Here is an 18,541-nt window from a genome sequence, read left to right as displayed (position 1 = left end):
GAGAAACGGATAAAAGGAGTCAGTGCCCCGCATGCCCGCTGCCGGGCTTGCGAACCTTCACTTCGATGTTCTTTGCCGGCATGTTCTGCGCCGGCATCGCGGCCGCGCCGCCATCGCGCCGACGCGCGGTTTCGGGCGGCGAGCCGTCGAACTCGTAGGCCACGGTGCCCTTGGGATGCCTGAACCAGCCGGGGTTCGAATAGTCCCCGGCCTTCTGGTTCTTGCGCACCTTCACCACGCTGAACATGCCGCCCATCTCGACCGAGCCGAACGGTCCTTCGCCGGTCATCATTCGCGCGGTGTTGTCGGGAATCGGCATCTCCATCTCGCCCATGTCGGCCATGCCGCGCTCGCCCATCACCATGTAGTCGGGCACCAGGTTCGTGATCTGCTTGACCACGTCCTTGTGGTCGAGGCCGATCAGCGTGGGCACGTCGTGGCCCATCGCATTCATCGTGTGATGGCTCTTGTGGCAGTGAAAGGCCCAGTCGCCCTCCTCGTCGGCCAGGAACTCGATCTGGCGCATCTGGCCGACCGCCACGTCGGTGGTCACCTCGTAGTGGCGCGTGCTCTTGGGCGTCGGCCCGCCGTCGGTGCCGGTGACGAGGAATTCGTGCCCGTGCAGATGCATCGGATGGTTCGTCATCGTCAGGTTGCCGATGCGGATGCGCACCTTGTCGTTCAACCTCACGTTGAGCGAATCGATGCCCGGGAAGATCCGGCTGTTCCAGGACCAGAGGTTGAAGTCCAGCATCGTCATGATCTTGGGCGTGGCGCTTCCGGGCTCCACGTCGTAGGCGTTGAGCAAGAACACGAAGTCGCGGTCCACCTTCTCGATCAGCGGATGCTCGGCCTTCGGATGCGTCACCCAGAAGCCCATCATTCCCATGGCCATCTGCGTCATCTCGTCGGCATGCGGGTGGTACATGAAGGTGCCGGGCCGGCGTGCGACGAACTCGTAGACGAAGGTCTTGCCGGGCTTGATCGGCGGCTGCGTAAGGCCGGAGACCCCGTCCATCCCGTTGGGCAGGCGCTGCCCGTGCCAGTGCACGCTGGTGTGCTCGGGCAGCTTGTTGGTCACGAAGATCCGCACCCTGTCGCCTTCCACCACCTCGATGGTGGGGCCGGGCGACTGGCCGTTGTAGCCCCACAGGTTGGCCTTGAAGCCAGGGGCCATTTCGCGCACCACCGGCTCGGCCACGAGGTGGAACTCCTTCACGCCGTTGTTCATGCGCCAAGGCAGCGTCCAGCCGTTGAGCGTGACCACGGGGTTGTAGGGGCGTCCGCCCGATGGCACGAGCGGCGGCATGGTGTCGGGCTTGGTCTGGAGCACGGGCTCGGGCAAGGCGGCCATGGCCACCTTGCTCACGCTCGCGGCCGCGATGGCACCCGTGATGGCACCTGCGCCGCTCAGGAAATTGCGTCTGTTTGTCATGTCGTTCGAATCGTTGATGAGCGCACGTTCTGCGCTCAGTGGGCCGCACCGCCGGAGGCGGCTTCGCCACCCGCGCTGGCGGTCGAAGCACCCATGGCCGTGGGTTTGCCGATCACCGAGGCCGCCAGCGCGGCATCGGCCAGCCAGAACTGCTGCTGGGCATTGATGGCGTTGCTCACGCTCGCGATCTGGTCGCGCGCTTCGGCCAGCAGCTCGAAGACGCCGATCAGCATGCCGTTGTAGCGAAGCACGTTCTCGTCGGCCATGGCCTGGCGCAGCGGCACGATCTCGTCGCGGTAGTGCCGCGCGATGTCGTAGGCCGTGCGGTAGGCCGAATAGCCTTCGCGCAGCTGCGACGAGGCGCCGCGCACCGTGGCGTCGTAGCGATTGGCCGCGGCCAGCGATTGCGCATTCAGCGCATCGCGCCGCGCCGATCCCCAGTCGAACAGCGGCAGCCGAATGTCGAGCTCGAAGCCACGCCGCGTGCTCTTGGTGCCTTCGGCGTTGTCGAACACCGTGTCGCGCCGGCCGCCCACCTCCACGTCGATGAAGGTCGACAGCAGATTGATGCCTTGCGACTTGCCCGCCACGTCCAGCTGCGCGCGCGCAAGCTGCACGTCGAGGCGCTGCTCGGTCGCGGTGGCGGCCACTTCCCTGGCCTCGCGCGGTGCCTTCGGCAGATCGGGCAGCCGATCGGGCAAGGCCAGCCGGACGGCCTGCGCGTCGTCCAGGCCAAGTGCGCGGACCAACTCCTCCCGTGCGGCGGTGGCGGCATGCCGCGCCGACGCCAGCTGCGTGGTCGCGTCGGCATAGAAGACCTGCTGGCGCGCGCGCTGGAGCTTGCTGAAGTTGCCGATCTGCTGCATGCGCCGCGCGAGTTCCGCGCTGGCCTCGGCCGAGCGATTGACCTGCTCGGCGTACTGCAGCATCTGCTGCGTGGCGACGGCGCGGACCCACGCCTGGCGCACCTGCGTCACCTGGTCGACCACGGCGCCGGTGAGCTGCACCTTGGCCTGGGTCGATTGGCTGCGCGAGATGGACAGGCGCTGCGGCAGCAGGATGAGATCGACGAGGCCGAAGGACAGCAGCCGCCCGATCTCGAGCTCGCTGTTCATGCGCATGCGCTCGAAGTTGAAGACCGGGTTGGGCAGCCTGCCCGCCTGGTCGGCCGCGGCCATGTCGCCCCAGCTCTGGGCGACCAGCGCCTGCACGGCCGGGCTGTTGGCGAGGGCGAGCTGCACCGCGTCGCTCTGCGAGAGCGGCCTGGACAGCAGCTCCTGCGCCAGCGCCGAGCGGCGGTCACGCTGTTCCTGCGTGCGGCTGAGTTCGAGCTTGCCGCCGGTGAACTGCTGCGCCTGGATGTTCGTGTCCTGCAGGGCATCGTCGATGCCCACCGAAGCACAGCCGGCCAGGAAGGCGGCCGCAACGGCGACGGCCGTCAGGCGCAAGGCGCGCGTCATGGCTTCTCCTTGGCCGCAGGCATCGGCATCGCATGGCCTGGCTGCGCCTGAGGTTCAGCGGCTGCGCCCTTGGGCGGTTCGGCCGCAGCGGGTGGGGTGCTTTCGGCGGCCTCCTTGGCGTAGGCCTGCCAGCCGCCGCGGCGGTAGACCGTCTCGTTGGCCTCCTTCCACGGGATCGGCTTTACGTCGGCAAAGGGCCGGTAGCCCTCCAGCGCAGACTTGTAGTCCAGGACGGTGGGCGCGGGTTGCGCCGCGGCGGAAAGCGCCGCGAAAGCGGAAAGTGCGGCCAGCCAAGCGGCCGGCAATGAATGGAACATGGCGTCCTCGCGAGTTCATGAACGAGTGCGTCGAAGCTGCCCATGGGGCAGGCATGACGCAGGCGATGCATGCGCGCTCGCGGCAGCCCGTGACCGGGCCGCACGCAGGCGCACGAACGCTTCAGGCGCGAGGAGGTTTGTCGAGAAGGCGCGGCGGGACCGTGGCCACCGTGCTGGCGGGCTCGGTCAGGTCGGCGCGGGGAAGGCCCTGGAACACCGCGAGTTCCAGCGTGCTGATCAGGGCGGTGCCATGGCAGGCGCCGCAGGTGCCGCACTTGTGCATGGCATCGGGCGCTGCATGGGCGGTGGTGTCGGCACTGTCGTGCGCGGGCTGCGTGGCATCTTGCGCGGCGGCTTCGTGGGGGTGACGATGGTCCGCATGCCCATCGCCGTGCACCGCCGGTCCGGCCGGCGCCGCGGCCACCGCACCCTCATGGCCCGGTCCGCAAAAGACCATGGCTGCCGCCGCGTAGGCCTGGAAAGGCACGGCAAACATCATGATCCAAAGGACGAAAAGGCGAACCCGGTGCATGGGCTCCATTGTAGATAGAGCGGTGCATCCGTCTACGCTGTAGGTCTATCCAGTCGGCGCCTGGCGCCTTCGCTAGTAGGAAAGTACCGACCCCGACTGGCGGCCCCGGCCCGCGCGGGATGTCGGTGGTTGTGGCTCAGATGAGGGCTCAGTCAGGCAATGGAGGTAATCCCATGCATGCAAGAGTTCGTTTCCTCGGCCACTCGGTGCACCAGATGCTGGTGGTCTTTCCGCTGGGGCTGCTGGCCACGGCGGTGGTCTTCGACCTCATCTACCTGGGGGGCAGGAGCCAGGTCATGGCGGCCGTGTCTTATTGGATGATCGCGGCTGGCCTGGTGGGCGGTGTTCTCGCCGCGCCCTTCGGCACCATCGACTGGCTGGGCATTCCAGCGGGAACGCGCGCCAAGCGCATCGGCGCCATGCACGGAGCCGGCAACGTGGTGGTGCTGCTTCTCTTCGCCGTGAGCTTCTTGCTGCGGGACAGGGACTATGCCCCGGTGCCAAGCCAGATGGTCTGGGCCTTCGCGGGTGCCGCCATCGCGCTGGTCACGGCCTGGCTCGGCGGTGAACTGGTGGACCGGCTCGCGGTCGGCGTCGACGAGGATGCCGGCGTGAACGCATCCAGTTCCTTGAGCAAGCCGCACGCGGCCGCCGGCAAGTAGCGGCAGCGCTCCTCGTGCAGCAAGCCGCGCGCCGGATGCGCGCGCGGCCGCTGCGCGCTCAGAAGAACCCGAGCTTCTTCGGCGAATAGCTCACGAGCAGGTTCTTGGTCTGCTGGTAGTGGTCGAGCATCATCTTGTGCGTTTCGCGGCCGATGCCCGACTCCTTGTAGCCACCGAACGTGGCATGCGCCGGATAGGCGTGGTAGCAGTTGGTCCACACGCGGCCGGCCTGGATCGCGCGGCCCATGCGGTAGGCCGTGCTGCCGTCGCGCGTCCACACGCCGGCGCCCAGGCCGTAGGGTGTGTCGTTGGCAATCTCCAGCGCCTCGGCTTCGGTCTTGAAGGTGGCAATGGCGAGCACCGGGCCGAAGATCTCTTCCTGGAAGATGCGCATCTTGTTGTGGCCCTTGAACAGCGTGGGCTGGATGTAGTAGCCGCCCGCCAGCTCGCCGCCGAGCTGCGCGCGGCCGCCGCCGGTGAGGCACTGCGCACCCTCTTCCTTGCCGAGCGCAAGGTAGCTCATGATCTTGTCCATCTGCATGGCCGACGCCTGGGCGCCCATCATGGTGTCGGTGTCCAGCGGATGGCCCTGCTTGATGGCCTTGATGCGCTCCAGCGCGCGCGCCATGAACTTGTCGTAGATCGACTCCTGGATCAGCGCGCGCGACGGGCAGGTGCAGACCTCGCCCTGGTTGAAGGCAAACAGCACCAGGCCTTCGACGGCCTTGTCGAAGAAGTCGTCGTCCGCATCGGCGATGTCCTCGAAGAAGATGTTGGGGCTCTTGCCGCCCAGTTCCAGCGTGGCGGGAATGAGGTTGCCGGCCGCGGCCTGCGCGATGACCCGGCCCGTGGCTGTGGAGCCCGTGAATGCGATCTTCGCGATGCGCTTGTTGCCCGCCAGCGCCATGCCGGCTTCGCGGCCGTAGCCGTTGACGATGTTGAGCACGCCGGGCGGCAGCAGGTCGGCCAGCAGCTCGGCCATCACCATGATGCTCACGGGCGTCGATTCGGCCGGCTTGAGCACCACGCAGTTGCCCGCGGCAATGGCGGGCGCGAGCTTCCATGCGGCCATCAGGATCGGGAAGTTCCACGGAATGATCAGCCCCACCACGCCCAGCGGTTCATGGAAGTGATAGGCGATGGTGTTCTCGTCGATCTCGCTCAGTGCGCCTTCCTGCGCGCGCAGGCAGCCGGCAAAGTAGCGGAAGTGGTCGATGGTCAGCGGAATGTCGGCATTGAGTGTCTCGCGGATCGGCTTGCCGTTGTCCACGGTTTCCGCGTAGGCAAGCAACTCGAGGTTCTGCTCCAGGCGGTCGGCAATCTTCAGCAGCACGCCGGCGCGCTCGCCCGCCGAGGTGCGGCCCCATTGGCCCTTGGCCGCGTGGGCCGCGTCCAGGGCCAGCTCGATGTCTTCCGCGCCCGAGCGGGCCGCGCGGGTGTAGGGCTGGCCGGTGATCGGCGTGATGACGTCGAAGTACTGGCCCTTCAGCGGCGGCACGAACTTGCCGTTGATGAAGTTGTCGTAGGCCGGCTTGAACTCGATCTTCGCGCCGGGGGCGTTGGGGCTGGCGTATTGCATGGTCTTTTCGTCTCCGTTGGGTAGGGGTGGAAGGCGACCGCGCAAACCAGATGCCGCGCAGCCGCTGGTGTGCTGCATTGCACGCGCCGTGCCACCTGGGCTTGAACGCAATGGGCCCGATCTGGCGCAGCAAACGGATCGGTTTTCTGCGCCAGACTGCAACAGAGATGCGTGCTGCGGCGAGCACCTGTCACGAAAAGGGACAGTGCAACGCTCCATCCGAACTTCAGGCAGTTCCGCGTCGCGAAGGCGTCGCGCCGAAGAAGATGCTGACATCGGCACGACTGCGAAATCCTGTGCTGGATCGCAAGCCCAATTCGATGTGAACGGGAACGCGATGGCTCCTATGCTTGTAGCGCACGACCCCCTCGCCTGTCGCCGCGGCGGCGCCTTCCTCCCCTTTCCACCGGAGCTTCTCTCGTATGTCCCTGCAAGATTTCAAGGTCCTCACCTTCGACGTGGTCGGCACGCTGATCGATTTCGAAGGCGGCATGCTCGCCTACCTGCGCTCGGCGGTGCCCGATGCCGCCGTGAGCGACGACGACTTTCTGGCCGCCTACCGGGCCGCCCGCGCCGACGGCAACGCGGGCTGGTACCCCGATGACCTGGAGCGCTGCTGGCACGCCATCGCACCCGCACTGGGCTTGCCCGACAGCGATGCGCTGGCAAAAGGCCTGCGCGATTCGGTGGCGCAGTGGCCCGCGTTTCCGGATTCGGTGGAAGCACTTCAGCGGCTGCACAAGCGCTTCAAGCTGGTCACGATGACCAACGCGCAGCATTGGGCCCTGGCCCATTTCGACAAGACCCTGGGCTCGCCCTTCGACATGCTGTTGAGCTGCGACGATGCGCTGTGCGAGAAGCCCGACGCGCGCTACTTCGCCTATGCGCGCGGCCGCTTCGAAGGCGCATGGGGCTACAAGCAGGCCGACAACCTGCACGTGGCGCAAAGCCAGTACCACGACATCGGCATCTCCAAGCAACTGGGCATCACCACCTGCTGGATCGAGCGTCGCCACGCGCAGAAAGGATCGGGCGGCACCATCGAGTCGAAGCGCACCGAACCCGACTACCACTTCCACACGCTGGCCGAGCTGGCCGATGCCGTCGAGGCGGGGCGCTGACCATGAGCATCACCGTTCTGCAGCAGTCCGCCACCATCGGCGGCCTGCAAGACCAGGGCACGCCCGCGCGCCCGCTGAGCCAGCCGCCCTGCCGCCTACGCGGCATCGACGTCGAGCTGGCGGGTGCAGGGGGCAATGACAGCGGCATCTGGGAATGCGAGCCCGGCCGCTTCGAACGCCAGTTGCCCAACGCCGAGGTCATGCACATCCTCACTGGTGCCTGCACCTTCACGCCGACCGCCGGCGAACCTTTGAACATCCGCGCGGGCGACACGCTGTTCTTTCCGGCCAATACCACCGGCGAGTGGCACGTGCACGAGACCCTGCGCAAGGTCTTCGTCGTGATGGCGATGTAGTTTTCTTGCGGCGACCGGTTGCGGCTTCGAGAACCGCTGCGCGGGCTCAGAGCATGCCGTTGCGAAAGAGCAGCCCGCGCCAGAAGCCCAGCTGCATGTCGAGGCGACCCCGGTTGATGAGGTCTCGCAGCAGGCGCTGGCGGGTCGGTGCGGGCACGTTGTCCAGGATGTCCGCGCAGTCGTGCTCGCGATACAGGCCGCGCGAGAACAGGTCGCGCTTGACCACCGGGCAGCCCAGCAGGCGATAGAAAAGGCCGAAGCCGAAATGCAGCTGGCTGCCGTTGGTCACGTGCTCCAGGATGTGATCGATCAGCAGCTGGCGCGACAACCGCTGCGCGCTTTGTGCCATGGCGTGCGCTTCGCTCGTCTTCGGCGCCGCGTACGCGGGCGCATCCCGGCCCAGCAAGGCGACGCGTCCGTCCGCTTCGCGCAGGCTGCGCAATGCACCGAGCGTCGGCGTGCCGGCGGGCCCCGGATCGGCCATCGCCGCGTCGCTTGCGGCAACGCCGCCGCTAGGCACGTCGGCGTTGAGGATCAGTTCGCGCGCACTGAAGGACTGGCCCAGCACGGTCATCAGCACATGCCGGCGAAAGCCGTAAGGCAGCCATCGCGTGGCGTCCACCACTTCGTGCAGGGGCATGTCGCGCAGCTTGCGGGCGAGCCGCGTCGCGTCGTAGATCACGTCGATCGAGCAGGCCAGCCTCTTGAGCATGGCCGTCAGGCCCAATTCGCCGGCGTGGATCGTGTGCTTGCGCAGGTCGTAAGGCGTGTAGTCCTGCCAGAATCGGCGGAATTCTGGATGTACGAATGCGGCGCCACACACGGACAGCGCAAAGGAGCCGATGTGATGCTGGTACTGGTTCTCGCCCAGGCCGACCACGTCGAACTCGCTGAAAATGAACTCGGCCACCAGGCGGTCCAGCTCGGTGCCCTCGATGTAGAGCAGGCTGTCGTTGAAGTACATCATCCGTTCCGGCTTCACGCCCTGCGACAGCAGGCTCAGCGTGGCGGCGCGGTAGGCGCCGAAGTCGCGCCCGACGTTGCGCCGGACCATCACCCGGTGAACCCGCTGCGAGAGCGCACCCAGCTCCTCCGCGGGCACCTCGCCGTTGCACACGAGCACCGTGTTCACCTTGGCGCGCCGCAATGCGTCCAGCAGCACATGCAGATTGGCCGATTCGCCATGGCCGGCGTACTTGACCACGATCGCATACACCTCGCCATGCGGCGGCACCACGACCTTGTCGGATTCGAAGCGCGGCCGGCGCTCGCGGCGCACGGCCGGCTGCTGCAGCAGCTTCGAACCCGCGGTGTAACAGCCAAGAACCGTCTGGACGGTGCGGCGACGCGCGAAGGACAGGAGGGAATGGATCAATCGCATGAGGTCTCCGCACACCGGTTGGTCAAAGCCGGCCCTTCTGGGCCACACTGCGGGTCTTATACATCTTGAAACGCCCCGCGCACAGCCGTGCTTCACCCATGAACTTCCGCGACCACATCCGTTCCCACATCGCGCCCGGTGAACGGGCCCTCGAGTTCGGGGCCTCCTACTCGCCCATCCTGCGCAAGTCCGCCGGCTTCAACGTGTCGGTGGTCGACCATGCAAGCGCGGACGATCTGCGGCGCAAGTACGCGGACGATCCGAACGTGGACGTCGCGATGATCGAGGAGGTGGACGCCATCGACGACGGTGCCGAACTCGATGTGCTGCTGCCGCCCGGCGAGCGCTTCGCGCACATCGTTGCCAGCCACGTGTTCGAGCACCTGACCGACCCGATCCATTTCTTGCAGCGCTGCGAGCGCGCGCTGTCGGACACGGGCCGCCTGTACCTGCTGATCCCCGATCGCCGCTACACCTTCGACTACTTCCGCCCGGTCTCGACCACCGGCCAGGTGCTGCAGGCCTTCGTCGACGGACGCCGCCGGCACAACGTGGGCGCGCTCTACGACCAGGCGGCCTACAGCGCCACGCGCGGCGGCGCAGCCGTGTGGGGACCGGGCTCGCCGGGCCCCTTCGGCATGCCCGGCGTGGCGCATGCGGGCTACGACAACGCGCTGGGCGCCGACCCTGCCACCTACCGCGATTGCCATGCCTGGGTGTTCACGGCCTCCAGCTTCCGGTTGATCATGCAGGAGCTGCGCGAGCTCGGCCTGATCTCGCTGGGCGAGACCTTCTTCCATGACTGCCTGGGTTGCGAGTTTTTGATGGTGCTGCAGCGCGGGGCGCGCGGCAGCGGCCTGGACCGGTTGGCCCTGGCACAACAGGCGATGCGCGAAAACATCGAGCATGACGGCGGCGCGCCCGAACAGGCCGCCTACGAACTGCGCTCGCCTCATCCGCAGAACGCGCTGGACCTGATGCGAGGCAGCTGGGTCGGCAGCCTGCCACCCGCGCTCGGCCTGAGCGCCGGCACGCGCAGCGACCTCTGGGACGACGTGCGCATGCGCTGGCTGGCCGAAACGCTCGGCGGGCTGCAGGGTCGCGACGTGCTGGAGCTGGGCCCGCTGGAGGCCGCGCACACCGCCGCGCTGCTGCAGGCAGGCGCGCGCTCGGTACTTGCGATCGAGGCCAACAGGCAGGCCTTTCTCAAGTGCCTGATCGTCAAGGAACTGTGCGGCTTGCGGGACGCCTCGTTCGTGCTGGGCGACTTCATGGGCTTCTTCGCTGCCGATGCGCGCCGCTGGCCTCTCATCGTCGCGAGCGGCGTGCTCTATCACATGGCCAATCCGCTCCAGCTGCTGGAGGCGCTGGCCGAGCGCACGGACACCTTGTTTCTCTGGACACACGTGATCGACGACGCCGCAATGCCGCAGGGCGACGCCCGCCGCGACCTGGTCGCCGGCGTGGAGAACATCGCCTGGCGCGGCCGCACCGTGCGCTACCACCGGCGCGTGCCCTACGGCCCGGGCCAGCAGCAGGACCCGATCTTCTGCGGCGGGCTCGTGCACGCACCGGCCTGGATGGAACGCGACGCGCTGCTGCAGGTGCTGGCCACGCTCGGCTTCGACGACGTGCGCATCGCCAATGACGAGCCCGACCACCCGGCCGGGCCCGCGCTGTCGATCCTCGCGCGGCGCAGCGTCGCGGCTCAGACCACCGGGTAGCGGTCGTCGCTGATCTGGCACGGATCCACCGGCCAGTCGACCGTGCTGGGCCCGGTCTTGCGAAAGAGCACGCCCGAGCTCAGCATGCCCGGCAGTTCGCGAAAGGCCGTCTCCGCCATCAGGTGCTGCGCGACGATGTAGGCCGGCATGTCGTGCTGCGCTTCGATGATCTCGAAGCCCGTGGCGGCATTGAAGAGCGCCTGCCACGCATGGCGCGAAAACCGGAAGTAGTCGCACGGCTCCTCGTGCAGGCTCCAGGTCTGCGGCGCAAGGATGGCGCCGACGCCCCCCGTGCGCATCACGCGGTTGATCTCGACCGCCGCCTTCCAGGGCATCATCAGGTGCTCGAACACCACGTGCGACATCACCGCGTCGAAGCCTTCGGCCGGCAGGAAGCTGCTGGCCAGGTGGATGTCGCCCACCACGTCCACGTTCGGTCCCGGTACCACGTCCATTCCCGTGTAGTGCCAGCCCTCCGGCAGCCAATCTCGCCGCGTCACGCCCATTCGCGCACGCGAGCCCACCTCCAGCAGGTGCCCGGGCGGCCGCGTGCACACCATCGACTTGAAGCGATCGAACAGGGTCTCGACCCGGTTCTCACGGCCGAGCGAGCCGGGGGCGTCGACCAGGTGCTCGCGCCCGTCGCTCAGACGGATGCGCAAGCGCGCGGACAGCAGCGGCGCGATGTCCTCGCCCACCACCAGCGTCTCGTCGAAGCGGCAGGCCACCGCGACCCGGCCGTAGCGCCCTGCCAGGTCCACGCTCGGCAGCCGGATGCGCGCGAGGACCGCCACCTGCCCGTCGCCCAGCAGCAATTCGATGGCCTGCACCTCGGCGCTGCGCGAGAAGGCATGGCCTGCAAGGCGCAGCACGCCTTGAAAGTGCGAAAAGCGGTCGATACCGAAATGAATGTCGCTCATGGGCGCGGATGTTCGCACGGACGGCGCGCCGGGGCCACCGCGATCGCTCATGCCTTCATCCGGGTCGGCGACGTTCTGAACGTCGATGTGTCGGCCGAACTCGGCGGGTACTTCGCCGATACCGGAAGACACGGCGTTGGCCGTGCGCTGCCGCTCAACCCGGAATATTCGGCTCGACCAACTGGGCCAGTGCCACAAGCGACTCCTGCCAGCCCAGATAGCACATCTCCGCAGGAATCACGTCGGGAATGCCTTCCTGCACGACGGACATGTCGGTGCCGCAGGACACCGCGGTCAGCGTCACGGTGGTCTTCATGGTGCCCGGCAGGTTCGGGTCGTCGAACGCCGCATCGTAGGCAATGCGCTGGCCGGGAACGAGTTCCAGGTACTTCCCGCCGAACGAGTGGCTGTGGCCGGTACCAAAGGCGGTGAAGGACATGCGCCAGGCACCTCCGACCACCGGCTCCATGCTGTGGACTTTGCCGGTGAATCCGAAGGGCGGCAGCCAGCGCTCGAACGCGCCGGGTTCGACGAAGGCACGATAAAGCCGCTCCGGCGGGGCGCGCAGCACGCGATGCAGGCGGACGGTGTTGGTTGCCATGGTGGCGTTCTCCTGAAGTGCAGAGGATGACCCTCAACTGACACGACGAACGAGCCCGCAGCAAATCGACACGGGGCGATCTGCCGCATTCTGCCTTTTGCATCCCCCATCAATCCGCGGACGATTTCGACCGCGGGCGCTCCATCGCCGCCGGCGAGGCGCGGAAGCCCAGCTTGGCGAAGAACTCGGCGGCCACTGATTAAGATGCAGCGCGGCCAGACAGGCGCGAGGGCGCTTTAGCGCGGTCGGACCGCGACGACCGATCAGTTCGCCGGGCACGGCCACTTCGTTGGACGCGCACACCCGCATTCCAGGTTGGGACCGTAAGCTGCTACAGCTGCCCCTGGCACACGTACTTGATGTGCAGGTAGTCGTCGAGTCCGTGCACCGAGCCCTCGCGTCCGTAGCCTGAGGCCTTGACGCCGCCGAAGGGGGCGGCCTCCGCGGCGAGCGCGCCTTCGTTGATGCCGACGATGCCTGTCTCCAGCGCCTCGGCCACGCGCCAGATGCGGCGCACGTCCTGCGAATAGAAGTACGCGGCCAATCCGAAGGGCGTGTCGTTGGCGGCGGCGATCACCTCGGCCTCGCTGTCGAAGCGCGTGATCGGCACCACCGGCCCGAAGGTCTCCTCGCAGCTGCAGGCCATGGTGGCATCGGCGTTCACCATCACCGTGGGCGAGTAATAGTTCGGGCCCAGATCGACAAGTCGCTTCCCGCCGGTGAGCACCTTGGCGCCCCTGGCGACAGCATCCTGCACATGGCGCTCGATCTTCTCGACCGCGCGCGCGTTGATCATCGGACCGATCTGCGAGCGCGGGTCGCTCGCCGGGCCAACCTGGAGTGCTCCGACTCGCCTGGCCAGCTTGTCGGCGAAATCGTCGTGCAGGCGCTGGTGCACGAACACACGGTTCGGGGAGACGCACGTCTGGCCGCCGTTGCGGAACTTGGCCGCCACCAGGCCTTCGACAGCGGCATCGATGTCAGCGTCCTCGAACACGATGAAGGGCGCGTTGCCACCCAGCTCGAGCGACAGCTTCTTCAGCGTGTCGGCCGAACGGCGCGCCAAGTGCTGGCCCACTGGCGTAGAGCCGGTGAAGCTGATCTTGCGCACGCGCGCGTCGTCCAGCCACACGTCCACCACCTCGGGCGTGCGTTCGCGCGACGCGGTGACGATGTTGATCACGCCCGCCGGCACCCCCGCCTCCTGGGCCAGCTTGACCAAGGCGAGTGAGGTCAGCGGCGTGTCTTCGGCCGGCTTGCACACCACGGTGCAACCGGCCGCGAGGGCCGGCGCGATCTTGCGGGCGATCATGGCGGCCGGGAAATTCCAGGGCGTGATGGTGGCAACCACGCCCACCGGCTCCTTCAGCGCGAACATGCGCCGGCCAGGCACCGGCGCGGGAATGACGTCGCCGTTGGCGCGGGTGGCTTCCTCGGCAAACCACTCGATGTAGCTGGCGGCATAGGCCACCTCCCCTCGCCCCTCGGCCAGCGGCTTGCCCTGCTCGCGCGAGATCAGTCGGCCGAGGTCCTCCTGGTGCGCCATCACCAAGTCGTTCCAGCGCTTGATGATCTGGGCGCGCTGCTTGGCGGGCACCGCCCGCCAGGTCGGGAAGGCGGCATGGGCGGCATCGACGGCGGCGCGCGCATCGGCGGCGCTGCCGTCGGGCACGCTGGCGAAGACGTCGTCGGTGGCGGGGTCGGTGACGTCGAGGCGGCGTCCGTCGCTCGCCTCGCGCCATTCGGTGCCGATCAATTGGCGTCCGGGCATCAGGTCCGTGCGTTCGAGAGTCAGTGTCATGGTGCTTGTCATTCAGGGGTTGTCAATTTGCGGCCACTTGCTCACCATTTGCCACACCGAGCTCTGCGCTTGGCATCGACATGGGAGACAGGTTCTTCAGCATGTCGCGGACAGCGGCCGCAAGGTCGTACTTCGGAGCCCAGCCCCAGTCGCGACGTGCACAGCTGTCATCGATCGAATCGGGCCACCCGCTGGCGATCGCCTGTCGGAAATCAGGCTGATACACGATTTCGAAGTCGGGCAGATGCTTGCGTATCTCCTGCGCGATCTCGCGGGGCGTGAAGCTCACGCCAGCGAGGTTGTAGCTGCCGCGTTCGGAGATGGCCGCACTGGGGGCTTCCATCAACTCCAGGGTCCCGCGCACCGCGTCGTCCATGTAGAGCATGGGCAGCGGTTCATCTTCGGCAAGAAAGCAGGTGTAGCGTTCTCCTTTAAGGGCCGCGTGGAAGATGTCTATCGCGTAATCGGTGGTCCCACCGCCGGGGCTCGCCTTGTAGGAGATGAGTCCCGGATAGCGCAGGCCACGGACATCGACGCCATGGTTCTCGAAGTACCAGCGGCACCAGCCCTCGCCGGCCAGCTTGGAGATGCCGTAGACGGTGCTGGGCTCCATGACCGTTCGCTGAGGTGTGGCATCGGCAGGTGTCGTCGGACCAAAGGCGGCGATGGAGCTCGGCCAGAACACCTTGTCCAGCTTGCGTTGCCGTGCGACCTCCAGGACGTTCAACAGGCTGCCCATATTGAGTTTCCACGCCCAGTCGGGTGCAGTCTCGCCCGTTGCCGACAAGGCCGCCGCGAGATGGTAGATCTGGGTGATTCGATGCTTCTCGACCACCTTCGTGAGTTGGCCAAAGTCCGTGGCGTCCAGCATCTCATAGCGGAGATTGGCGTGCCGGCCCACCTCCAGACGGTCGCTGCCCACCACGTTGTCCCCGCCGTAGCGGTCCGCCAGAGCAAGGGAAAGCTCGGTGCCCAACTGGCCGTTAGCGCCGATGACCAGAATGCGAGGGAGCCCGGTCATGCGACTACCCCCAGTTCTTTGCCGGCTTGCGCGAAGGCGCTCAATGCAACATCCAGTTGGGAAACGGTGTGCTGCGCGCTGATCTGAACGCGGATGCGCGCCTGGCCCTTGGGCACGACGGGGTAGAAGAATCCAGTCACGTAAACCCCCAGTTCGAGCAACCGACGAGCCAACATCTGAGAGAGCTCCGCGTCATAGAGCATTACCGGAATGATCGGGTGTTCGCCTGGCTTCAGTTCGAAACCGCGTGCCGCGAGCCCGGCGCGGAAGTACCGTGTGTTGTCCTCCAGGCTGTCGCGCAGCTTTGTGTCGGCTTCCAGGAGATCGAGCACCTTCAAGGTCGCGCCAACGATCACCGGGGCCAGGCTGTTCGAGAACAGATAGGGCCGCGAGCGCTGGCGCAGCAATTGAACGACGTCCGCTCTGGCGCTCGTGAATCCGCCGGATGCACCGCCGAGCGCCTTGCCGAGGGTGCCGGTGATGATGTCGATCTTGCCGAAGACACCGCGATATTCATGGGTTCCGCGCCCTCGCTTGCCCAGAAAACCGGTAGCGTGTGAGTCGTCAACGCCCAGCAAGGCTCCGAACTCGTCGCAGACATCACGGATTTCGTCCAGGCGGGCAATGGTCCCGTCCATCGAAAAGACCCCGTCGGTGAACACCAGCTTGTACCGGGCTCCTGCTTCATCCGCCGCTTTCAGTTGCTCGCGCAGGTCCATCACATCGTTGTGCCGATAGCGGTATCGCTTGGCCTTGCACAAGCGGATGCCATCGATGATGGACGCGTGATTCAGCTCGTCGCTGATCACGGCATCGTCGGGTCCGAGCAGCGTCTCGAACAAGCCGCCATTGGCGTCGAATGCCGACCCGTACAGGATGGTGTCCTCCGTGCCGAGAAATTGCGAGAGGCGCACTTCAAGCGTTTTGTGGACATCCTGCGTTCCGCAGATGAAGCGGACGGAACTTAAACCGAACCCGCGCGCAGCCAGCGCGTCATGGGCGGCCTCGATGACGCTGGGGTGAGATGACAGGCCCAGATAGTTGTTCGCGCAGAGATTGATCACTTCCCGTCCATCGGCGGTGGCGATCTGGCTTCCTTGTGGCGATTGGATCGTGCGTTCAAGCTTGAACAGGCCAGCGGCCTGTATTTGCTCGAGTTCGGTTCGGAGCGAGGCGTAGAAATCTGCGGTGGTTCTCATGATTGATCATCAGGGCCCAGGGCGGCCCAAAGTCCTTTCTAGAAAATGCCTGCGCCGGCGGCGTCGCTCACGCGATGGAGCAGAACGCGTTCGAAGTGGCTGGGGTCATGAGCCTTCAGAGCGGCGGCTTCGCGGGGCATGTAGCAATCCCGGAGCCGCGATACCCAGAAGCGCAATGCCGCGGCTCGCTGAAGGGCAGGCAACAGACGACGTTCTTCAAGCACGAGCGGGCGCACCGACTCGTAGGCTGTCAGAAATACTGCCTCCCGGACGCCGTCGGCGCGTCCGCTGTCCAGATCCACGCACCAGTCGTTGAGACAGACCCCGATGTCGAACAGAAAGGTGTCGCAACCCGCAAAGTAGAAATCGAGGAAGCCGCTCAGGCACCTGCCCTCGAACATCACGTTGTCGCGAAACAGGTCGGCATGAACCGGCCCTCGCGGGAGGGCTGCGTAGCCGGGCGATGCGGCGATACGTGTCTGGAAGGCCAGTTCATCCAGCATCAGCGTGCGTTGGTCGTTGCCGACGTGTGGCAGCAGAACCGGCACGGTTTCCTTCCACCACGGCAGGCCACGCAGGTTGGGCTGGTGGCGGGCATAGTCTCTGCCGGCTAAGTGCATTCGCGCCAGCATTTCGCCCACTGCGCCGCATTGCTGCACATCCGGCGCCAGTTCATTCTTTCCGCGCAACCTTCCCACCACTGCGGCGGGCTTATCCCTGAGACGGTGCAGGATGCGACCGTCGGCATCTGGCGCCGGCCTTGGCACCGGAACGCCGCGACTGGCCAGATGCTGCATCAAGTGCAGGTAGAACGGCAATTGCTCCCATGCCAGGCGCTCGAACAGCGTCAGCACGTACTCGCCGCGATCCGTGTCGACGAAGTAGTTGGTGTTCTCGATGCCGCCACTGCAGGCGGCCATAGCCTGCAAGTTGCCAAGGCCCAGCCGCCGCAGGAAGGCGGCAGCCTCCTCGTACGGAACTTCGGTGAAGACAGCCATGCTGCGATCAGGACAGGTGGGCGGCGATGAACGCCTTCACCTGCGCCGCGTCGGCCGCAAGCACCGTCACGCGCTTGGGCAGGTCTTCGATACCCTGGAACTGCGCTGGCCGGTCTGGCTCGTGGCCCAAGGCCTGGGCGATGGTCGCGGCGAACTTGATCGGCAGCGCCGTCTCCAGCACGATCATCGGCACCCCAGGCTGCACGAAGTTGCGCGCCACCTTGAGGCCGTCGGCCGTGTGGGTGTCTATCGTCACGCCAAAGCGCTGGTGCGTGTCGCGGATCATCGTCAGCCGGTCGGCGTGCGTGCTCTTGCCGCTGAGGAACCCGTAGCGCGCACGGGCCAGCGTGAACACCGGGTCGGCGCTCAGATCGAAACGACCGTTCTTCGCGAGTTCCTCGCCAAACAGGCGCTTGACCATGCCCGCATCGCGGCCCAGCAGGTCGAACACGAAACGCTCGAAGTTGCTGGCTTTGGAAATGTCCATCGATGGACTGGAGGTTTCGTAGGTGTCGGCGCTGCCGCGGACCCGATAGACCCCGGTGCGGAAGAACTCGTCCAGCACGTCATTCTCGTTCGTGGCGAGCACGAGCTTGTCGATGGGCAGGCCCATCATGCGCGCTACATGGCCAGCACAGATGTTGCCGAAGTTGCCCGACGGCACGGTGAAGCTCGCCTGTTCGGTGTTGGACTGCGTGGCCTGGAAGTAGCCGGCGAAGTAGTACACAGCCTGGGCCACGAGCCGCGCCCAGTTGATCGAGTTGACCGTGCCGATCTTGTACTTGTGCTTGAACTCGAGATCGTTGGACACGGCCTTGACGAGGTCTTGGCAATCGTCGAACACGCCTTCGATGGCGAGGTTGTGGATGTTCGCGTCCTGCAGACTGAACATTTGCGCCTGCTGGAAAGGGCTCATGCGGCCATTGGGCGAGGTCATGAAAACTCGAACGCCCTTCTTGCCCTTCATCGCGTATTCGGCAGCGCTGCCGGTGTCACCTGAAGTGGCGCCCAGAATGTTGAGCTCTTCGCCGCGGCGCGCCAACTCATATTCAAACAGGTTGCCCAGCAGCTGCATCGCCATGTCCTTGAAGGCCAGCGTCGGGCCGTTGGACAAGGCTTCAAGGTAGAGACCGTCTTCCAGCGGCTTGAGCGGCACGATCGCCTCCGTGCCGAACACCTCTTCGGTATAGGTCTTGCGGCAGATTGCGCGCAGGTCCTCCGCCGGGATGTCGTCGATGTAGAGCGAGAGCACTTCAAAGGCGAGTTCAGCATACGGCAGATCGCGCCACCTGGACAACTGCTCGGGAGTGACCTGCGGGTATTGCTCCGGCAGGTACAAGCCACCGTCGGGCGCCAAGCCCTCCAGCAGGATTTGGCAGAAGTGCTTGCGGTCGGGATGGCCGCGGGTGGACAAGTACAGCATCGAGGGTTTCA

Annotated in this window: 18 protein-coding genes; 5 read left to right on the top strand and 13 right to left on the bottom strand. The window is 66.2% G+C overall.

Annotation, left to right across the window (positions count from 1 at the left end):
• Window positions 1-19: 19 nt before the first annotated feature.
• From ACJ7Z0_RS01520 to ACJ7Z0_RS01505, 4 genes are all read right to left on the bottom strand, one after another.
• Window positions 20-1,435 (bottom strand): multicopper oxidase family protein, encoded by a 1,416-nt coding sequence (locus ACJ7Z0_RS01520; protein ID WP_434788356.1) that lies wholly within the window; start codon window positions 1,433-1,435, stop codon window positions 20-22.
• Window positions 1,436-1,470: 35 nt separating this feature from the next.
• Window positions 1,471-2,895, bottom strand: a complete 1,425-nt coding sequence (locus tag ACJ7Z0_RS01515) for a TolC family protein (protein WP_434788355.1) — start codon at window positions 2,893-2,895, stop codon at window positions 1,471-1,473.
• A complete protein-coding gene (locus ACJ7Z0_RS01510; protein ID WP_434788354.1) occupies window positions 2,892-3,212 on the bottom strand; it encodes a hypothetical protein in 321 nt (106 codons plus the stop codon). Before ACJ7Z0_RS01510 ends, ACJ7Z0_RS01515 begins: the two co-directional genes overlap by 4 nt.
• Before the next feature lie 121 nt (window positions 3,213-3,333).
• Window positions 3,334-3,744 carry a hypothetical protein gene (locus ACJ7Z0_RS01505; protein ID WP_434788353.1) on the bottom strand — a complete coding sequence of 137 codons (411 nt, stop codon included), beginning with the start codon at window positions 3,742-3,744 and terminating at the stop codon, window positions 3,334-3,336.
• Between the two features lie 173 nt (window positions 3,745-3,917).
• On the opposite strand from ACJ7Z0_RS01505, the gene ACJ7Z0_RS01500 reads away from it, so the two are divergent.
• Window positions 3,918-4,406 carry a DUF2231 domain-containing protein gene (locus tag ACJ7Z0_RS01500; RefSeq protein ID WP_434788352.1) on the top strand — a complete coding sequence of 163 codons (489 nt, stop codon included), beginning with the start codon at window positions 3,918-3,920 and terminating at the stop codon, window positions 4,404-4,406.
• Between the two features lie 58 nt (window positions 4,407-4,464).
• On the opposite strand, the gene exaC is transcribed toward ACJ7Z0_RS01500, so the two are convergent.
• Window positions 4,465-5,985, bottom strand: coding sequence for an acetaldehyde dehydrogenase ExaC (gene exaC, locus ACJ7Z0_RS01495; protein WP_434788351.1), 1,521 nt, complete (start codon window positions 5,983-5,985; stop codon window positions 4,465-4,467).
• Window positions 5,986-6,035: 50 nt separating this feature from the next.
• Between exaC and ACJ7Z0_RS01490 the strand changes: the two genes are divergently transcribed.
• The 3 genes from ACJ7Z0_RS01490 (at window position 6,036) to ACJ7Z0_RS01480 (ending at window position 7,462) form a co-directional block, all read left to right on the top strand.
• Entirely contained in the window at window positions 6,036-6,311 is a 276-nt protein-coding gene (locus ACJ7Z0_RS01490; RefSeq protein WP_434788350.1) for a hypothetical protein, read from the top strand.
• Between the two features lie 96 nt (window positions 6,312-6,407).
• The gene (locus ACJ7Z0_RS01485) at window positions 6,408-7,106 is read left to right on the top strand and encodes an HAD-IA family hydrolase (protein WP_434788349.1); all 699 of its coding nucleotides are present in this window, start codon (window positions 6,408-6,410) and stop codon (window positions 7,104-7,106) included.
• A gap of 2 nt (window positions 7,107-7,108) precedes the next feature.
• Window positions 7,109-7,462 carry a cupin domain-containing protein gene (locus tag ACJ7Z0_RS01480; RefSeq protein WP_434788348.1) on the top strand — a complete coding sequence of 118 codons (354 nt, stop codon included), beginning with the start codon at window positions 7,109-7,111 and terminating at the stop codon, window positions 7,460-7,462.
• Window positions 7,463-7,508: 46 nt separating this feature from the next.
• Here ACJ7Z0_RS01480 and ACJ7Z0_RS01475 read toward each other — a convergent pair whose 3' ends face one another.
• Entirely contained in the window at window positions 7,509-8,843 is a 1,335-nt protein-coding gene (locus ACJ7Z0_RS01475) for a hypothetical protein (RefSeq protein WP_434788347.1), read from the bottom strand.
• A 98-nt stretch (window positions 8,844-8,941) separates the two neighbouring features.
• On the opposite strand from ACJ7Z0_RS01475, the gene ACJ7Z0_RS01470 reads away from it, so the two are divergent.
• Window positions 8,942-10,567, top strand: coding sequence for a class I SAM-dependent methyltransferase (locus ACJ7Z0_RS01470; protein ID WP_434788346.1), 1,626 nt, complete (start codon window positions 8,942-8,944; stop codon window positions 10,565-10,567).
• Here ACJ7Z0_RS01470 and ACJ7Z0_RS01465 read toward each other — a convergent pair.
• The 7 genes from ACJ7Z0_RS01465 to thrC all read right to left on the bottom strand — a co-directional run bounded on the left by ACJ7Z0_RS01465 (window position 10,552) and on the right by thrC (window position 18,530).
• Window positions 10,552-11,619: a methyltransferase domain-containing protein gene (locus ACJ7Z0_RS01465; RefSeq protein WP_434788345.1), complete on the bottom strand. Its 1,068-nt coding sequence runs from the start codon at window positions 11,617-11,619 to the stop codon at window positions 10,552-10,554. The genes ACJ7Z0_RS01470 and ACJ7Z0_RS01465 overlap by 16 nt on opposite strands.
• Window positions 11,620-11,641: 22 nt before the next feature.
• Window positions 11,642-12,088, bottom strand: coding sequence for an SRPBCC family protein (locus ACJ7Z0_RS01460; RefSeq protein WP_434788344.1), 447 nt, complete (start codon window positions 12,086-12,088; stop codon window positions 11,642-11,644).
• Between the two features lie 331 nt (window positions 12,089-12,419).
• Window positions 12,420-13,889 carry an NAD-dependent succinate-semialdehyde dehydrogenase gene (locus ACJ7Z0_RS01455; protein ID WP_434788343.1) on the bottom strand — a complete coding sequence of 490 codons (1,470 nt, stop codon included), beginning with the start codon at window positions 13,887-13,889 and terminating at the stop codon, window positions 12,420-12,422.
• A 22-nt stretch (window positions 13,890-13,911) separates the two neighbouring features.
• Window positions 13,912-14,910, bottom strand: coding sequence for an NAD-dependent epimerase/dehydratase family protein (locus ACJ7Z0_RS01450; protein ID WP_434788342.1), 999 nt, complete (start codon window positions 14,908-14,910; stop codon window positions 13,912-13,914).
• Entirely contained in the window at window positions 14,907-16,109 is a 1,203-nt protein-coding gene (gene kbl, locus ACJ7Z0_RS01445; RefSeq protein WP_434788341.1) for a glycine C-acetyltransferase, read from the bottom strand. The genes ACJ7Z0_RS01450 and kbl overlap by 4 nt, the downstream gene beginning before the upstream one ends.
• Before the next feature lie 38 nt (window positions 16,110-16,147).
• Window positions 16,148-17,107, bottom strand: a complete 960-nt coding sequence (locus tag ACJ7Z0_RS01440; RefSeq protein WP_434788340.1) for a homoserine kinase — start codon at window positions 17,105-17,107, stop codon at window positions 16,148-16,150.
• 7 nt (window positions 17,108-17,114) lie between these two features.
• Window positions 17,115-18,530, bottom strand: coding sequence for a threonine synthase (gene thrC, locus ACJ7Z0_RS01435; RefSeq protein ID WP_434788339.1), 1,416 nt, complete (start codon window positions 18,528-18,530; stop codon window positions 17,115-17,117).
• Window positions 18,531-18,541 lie beyond the last annotated feature (11 nt).

It is taken from the genome of Variovorax palleresanus (assembly GCF_051144945.1).
In the GTDB taxonomy this organism is placed as follows: Bacteria; Pseudomonadota; Gammaproteobacteria; order Burkholderiales; family Burkholderiaceae_C; genus Variovorax; species Variovorax paradoxus_S.
The sequence above is the reverse complement of the archived record's forward strand: the minus strand, read 5'-3'. Positions and strand labels throughout refer to the sequence as shown.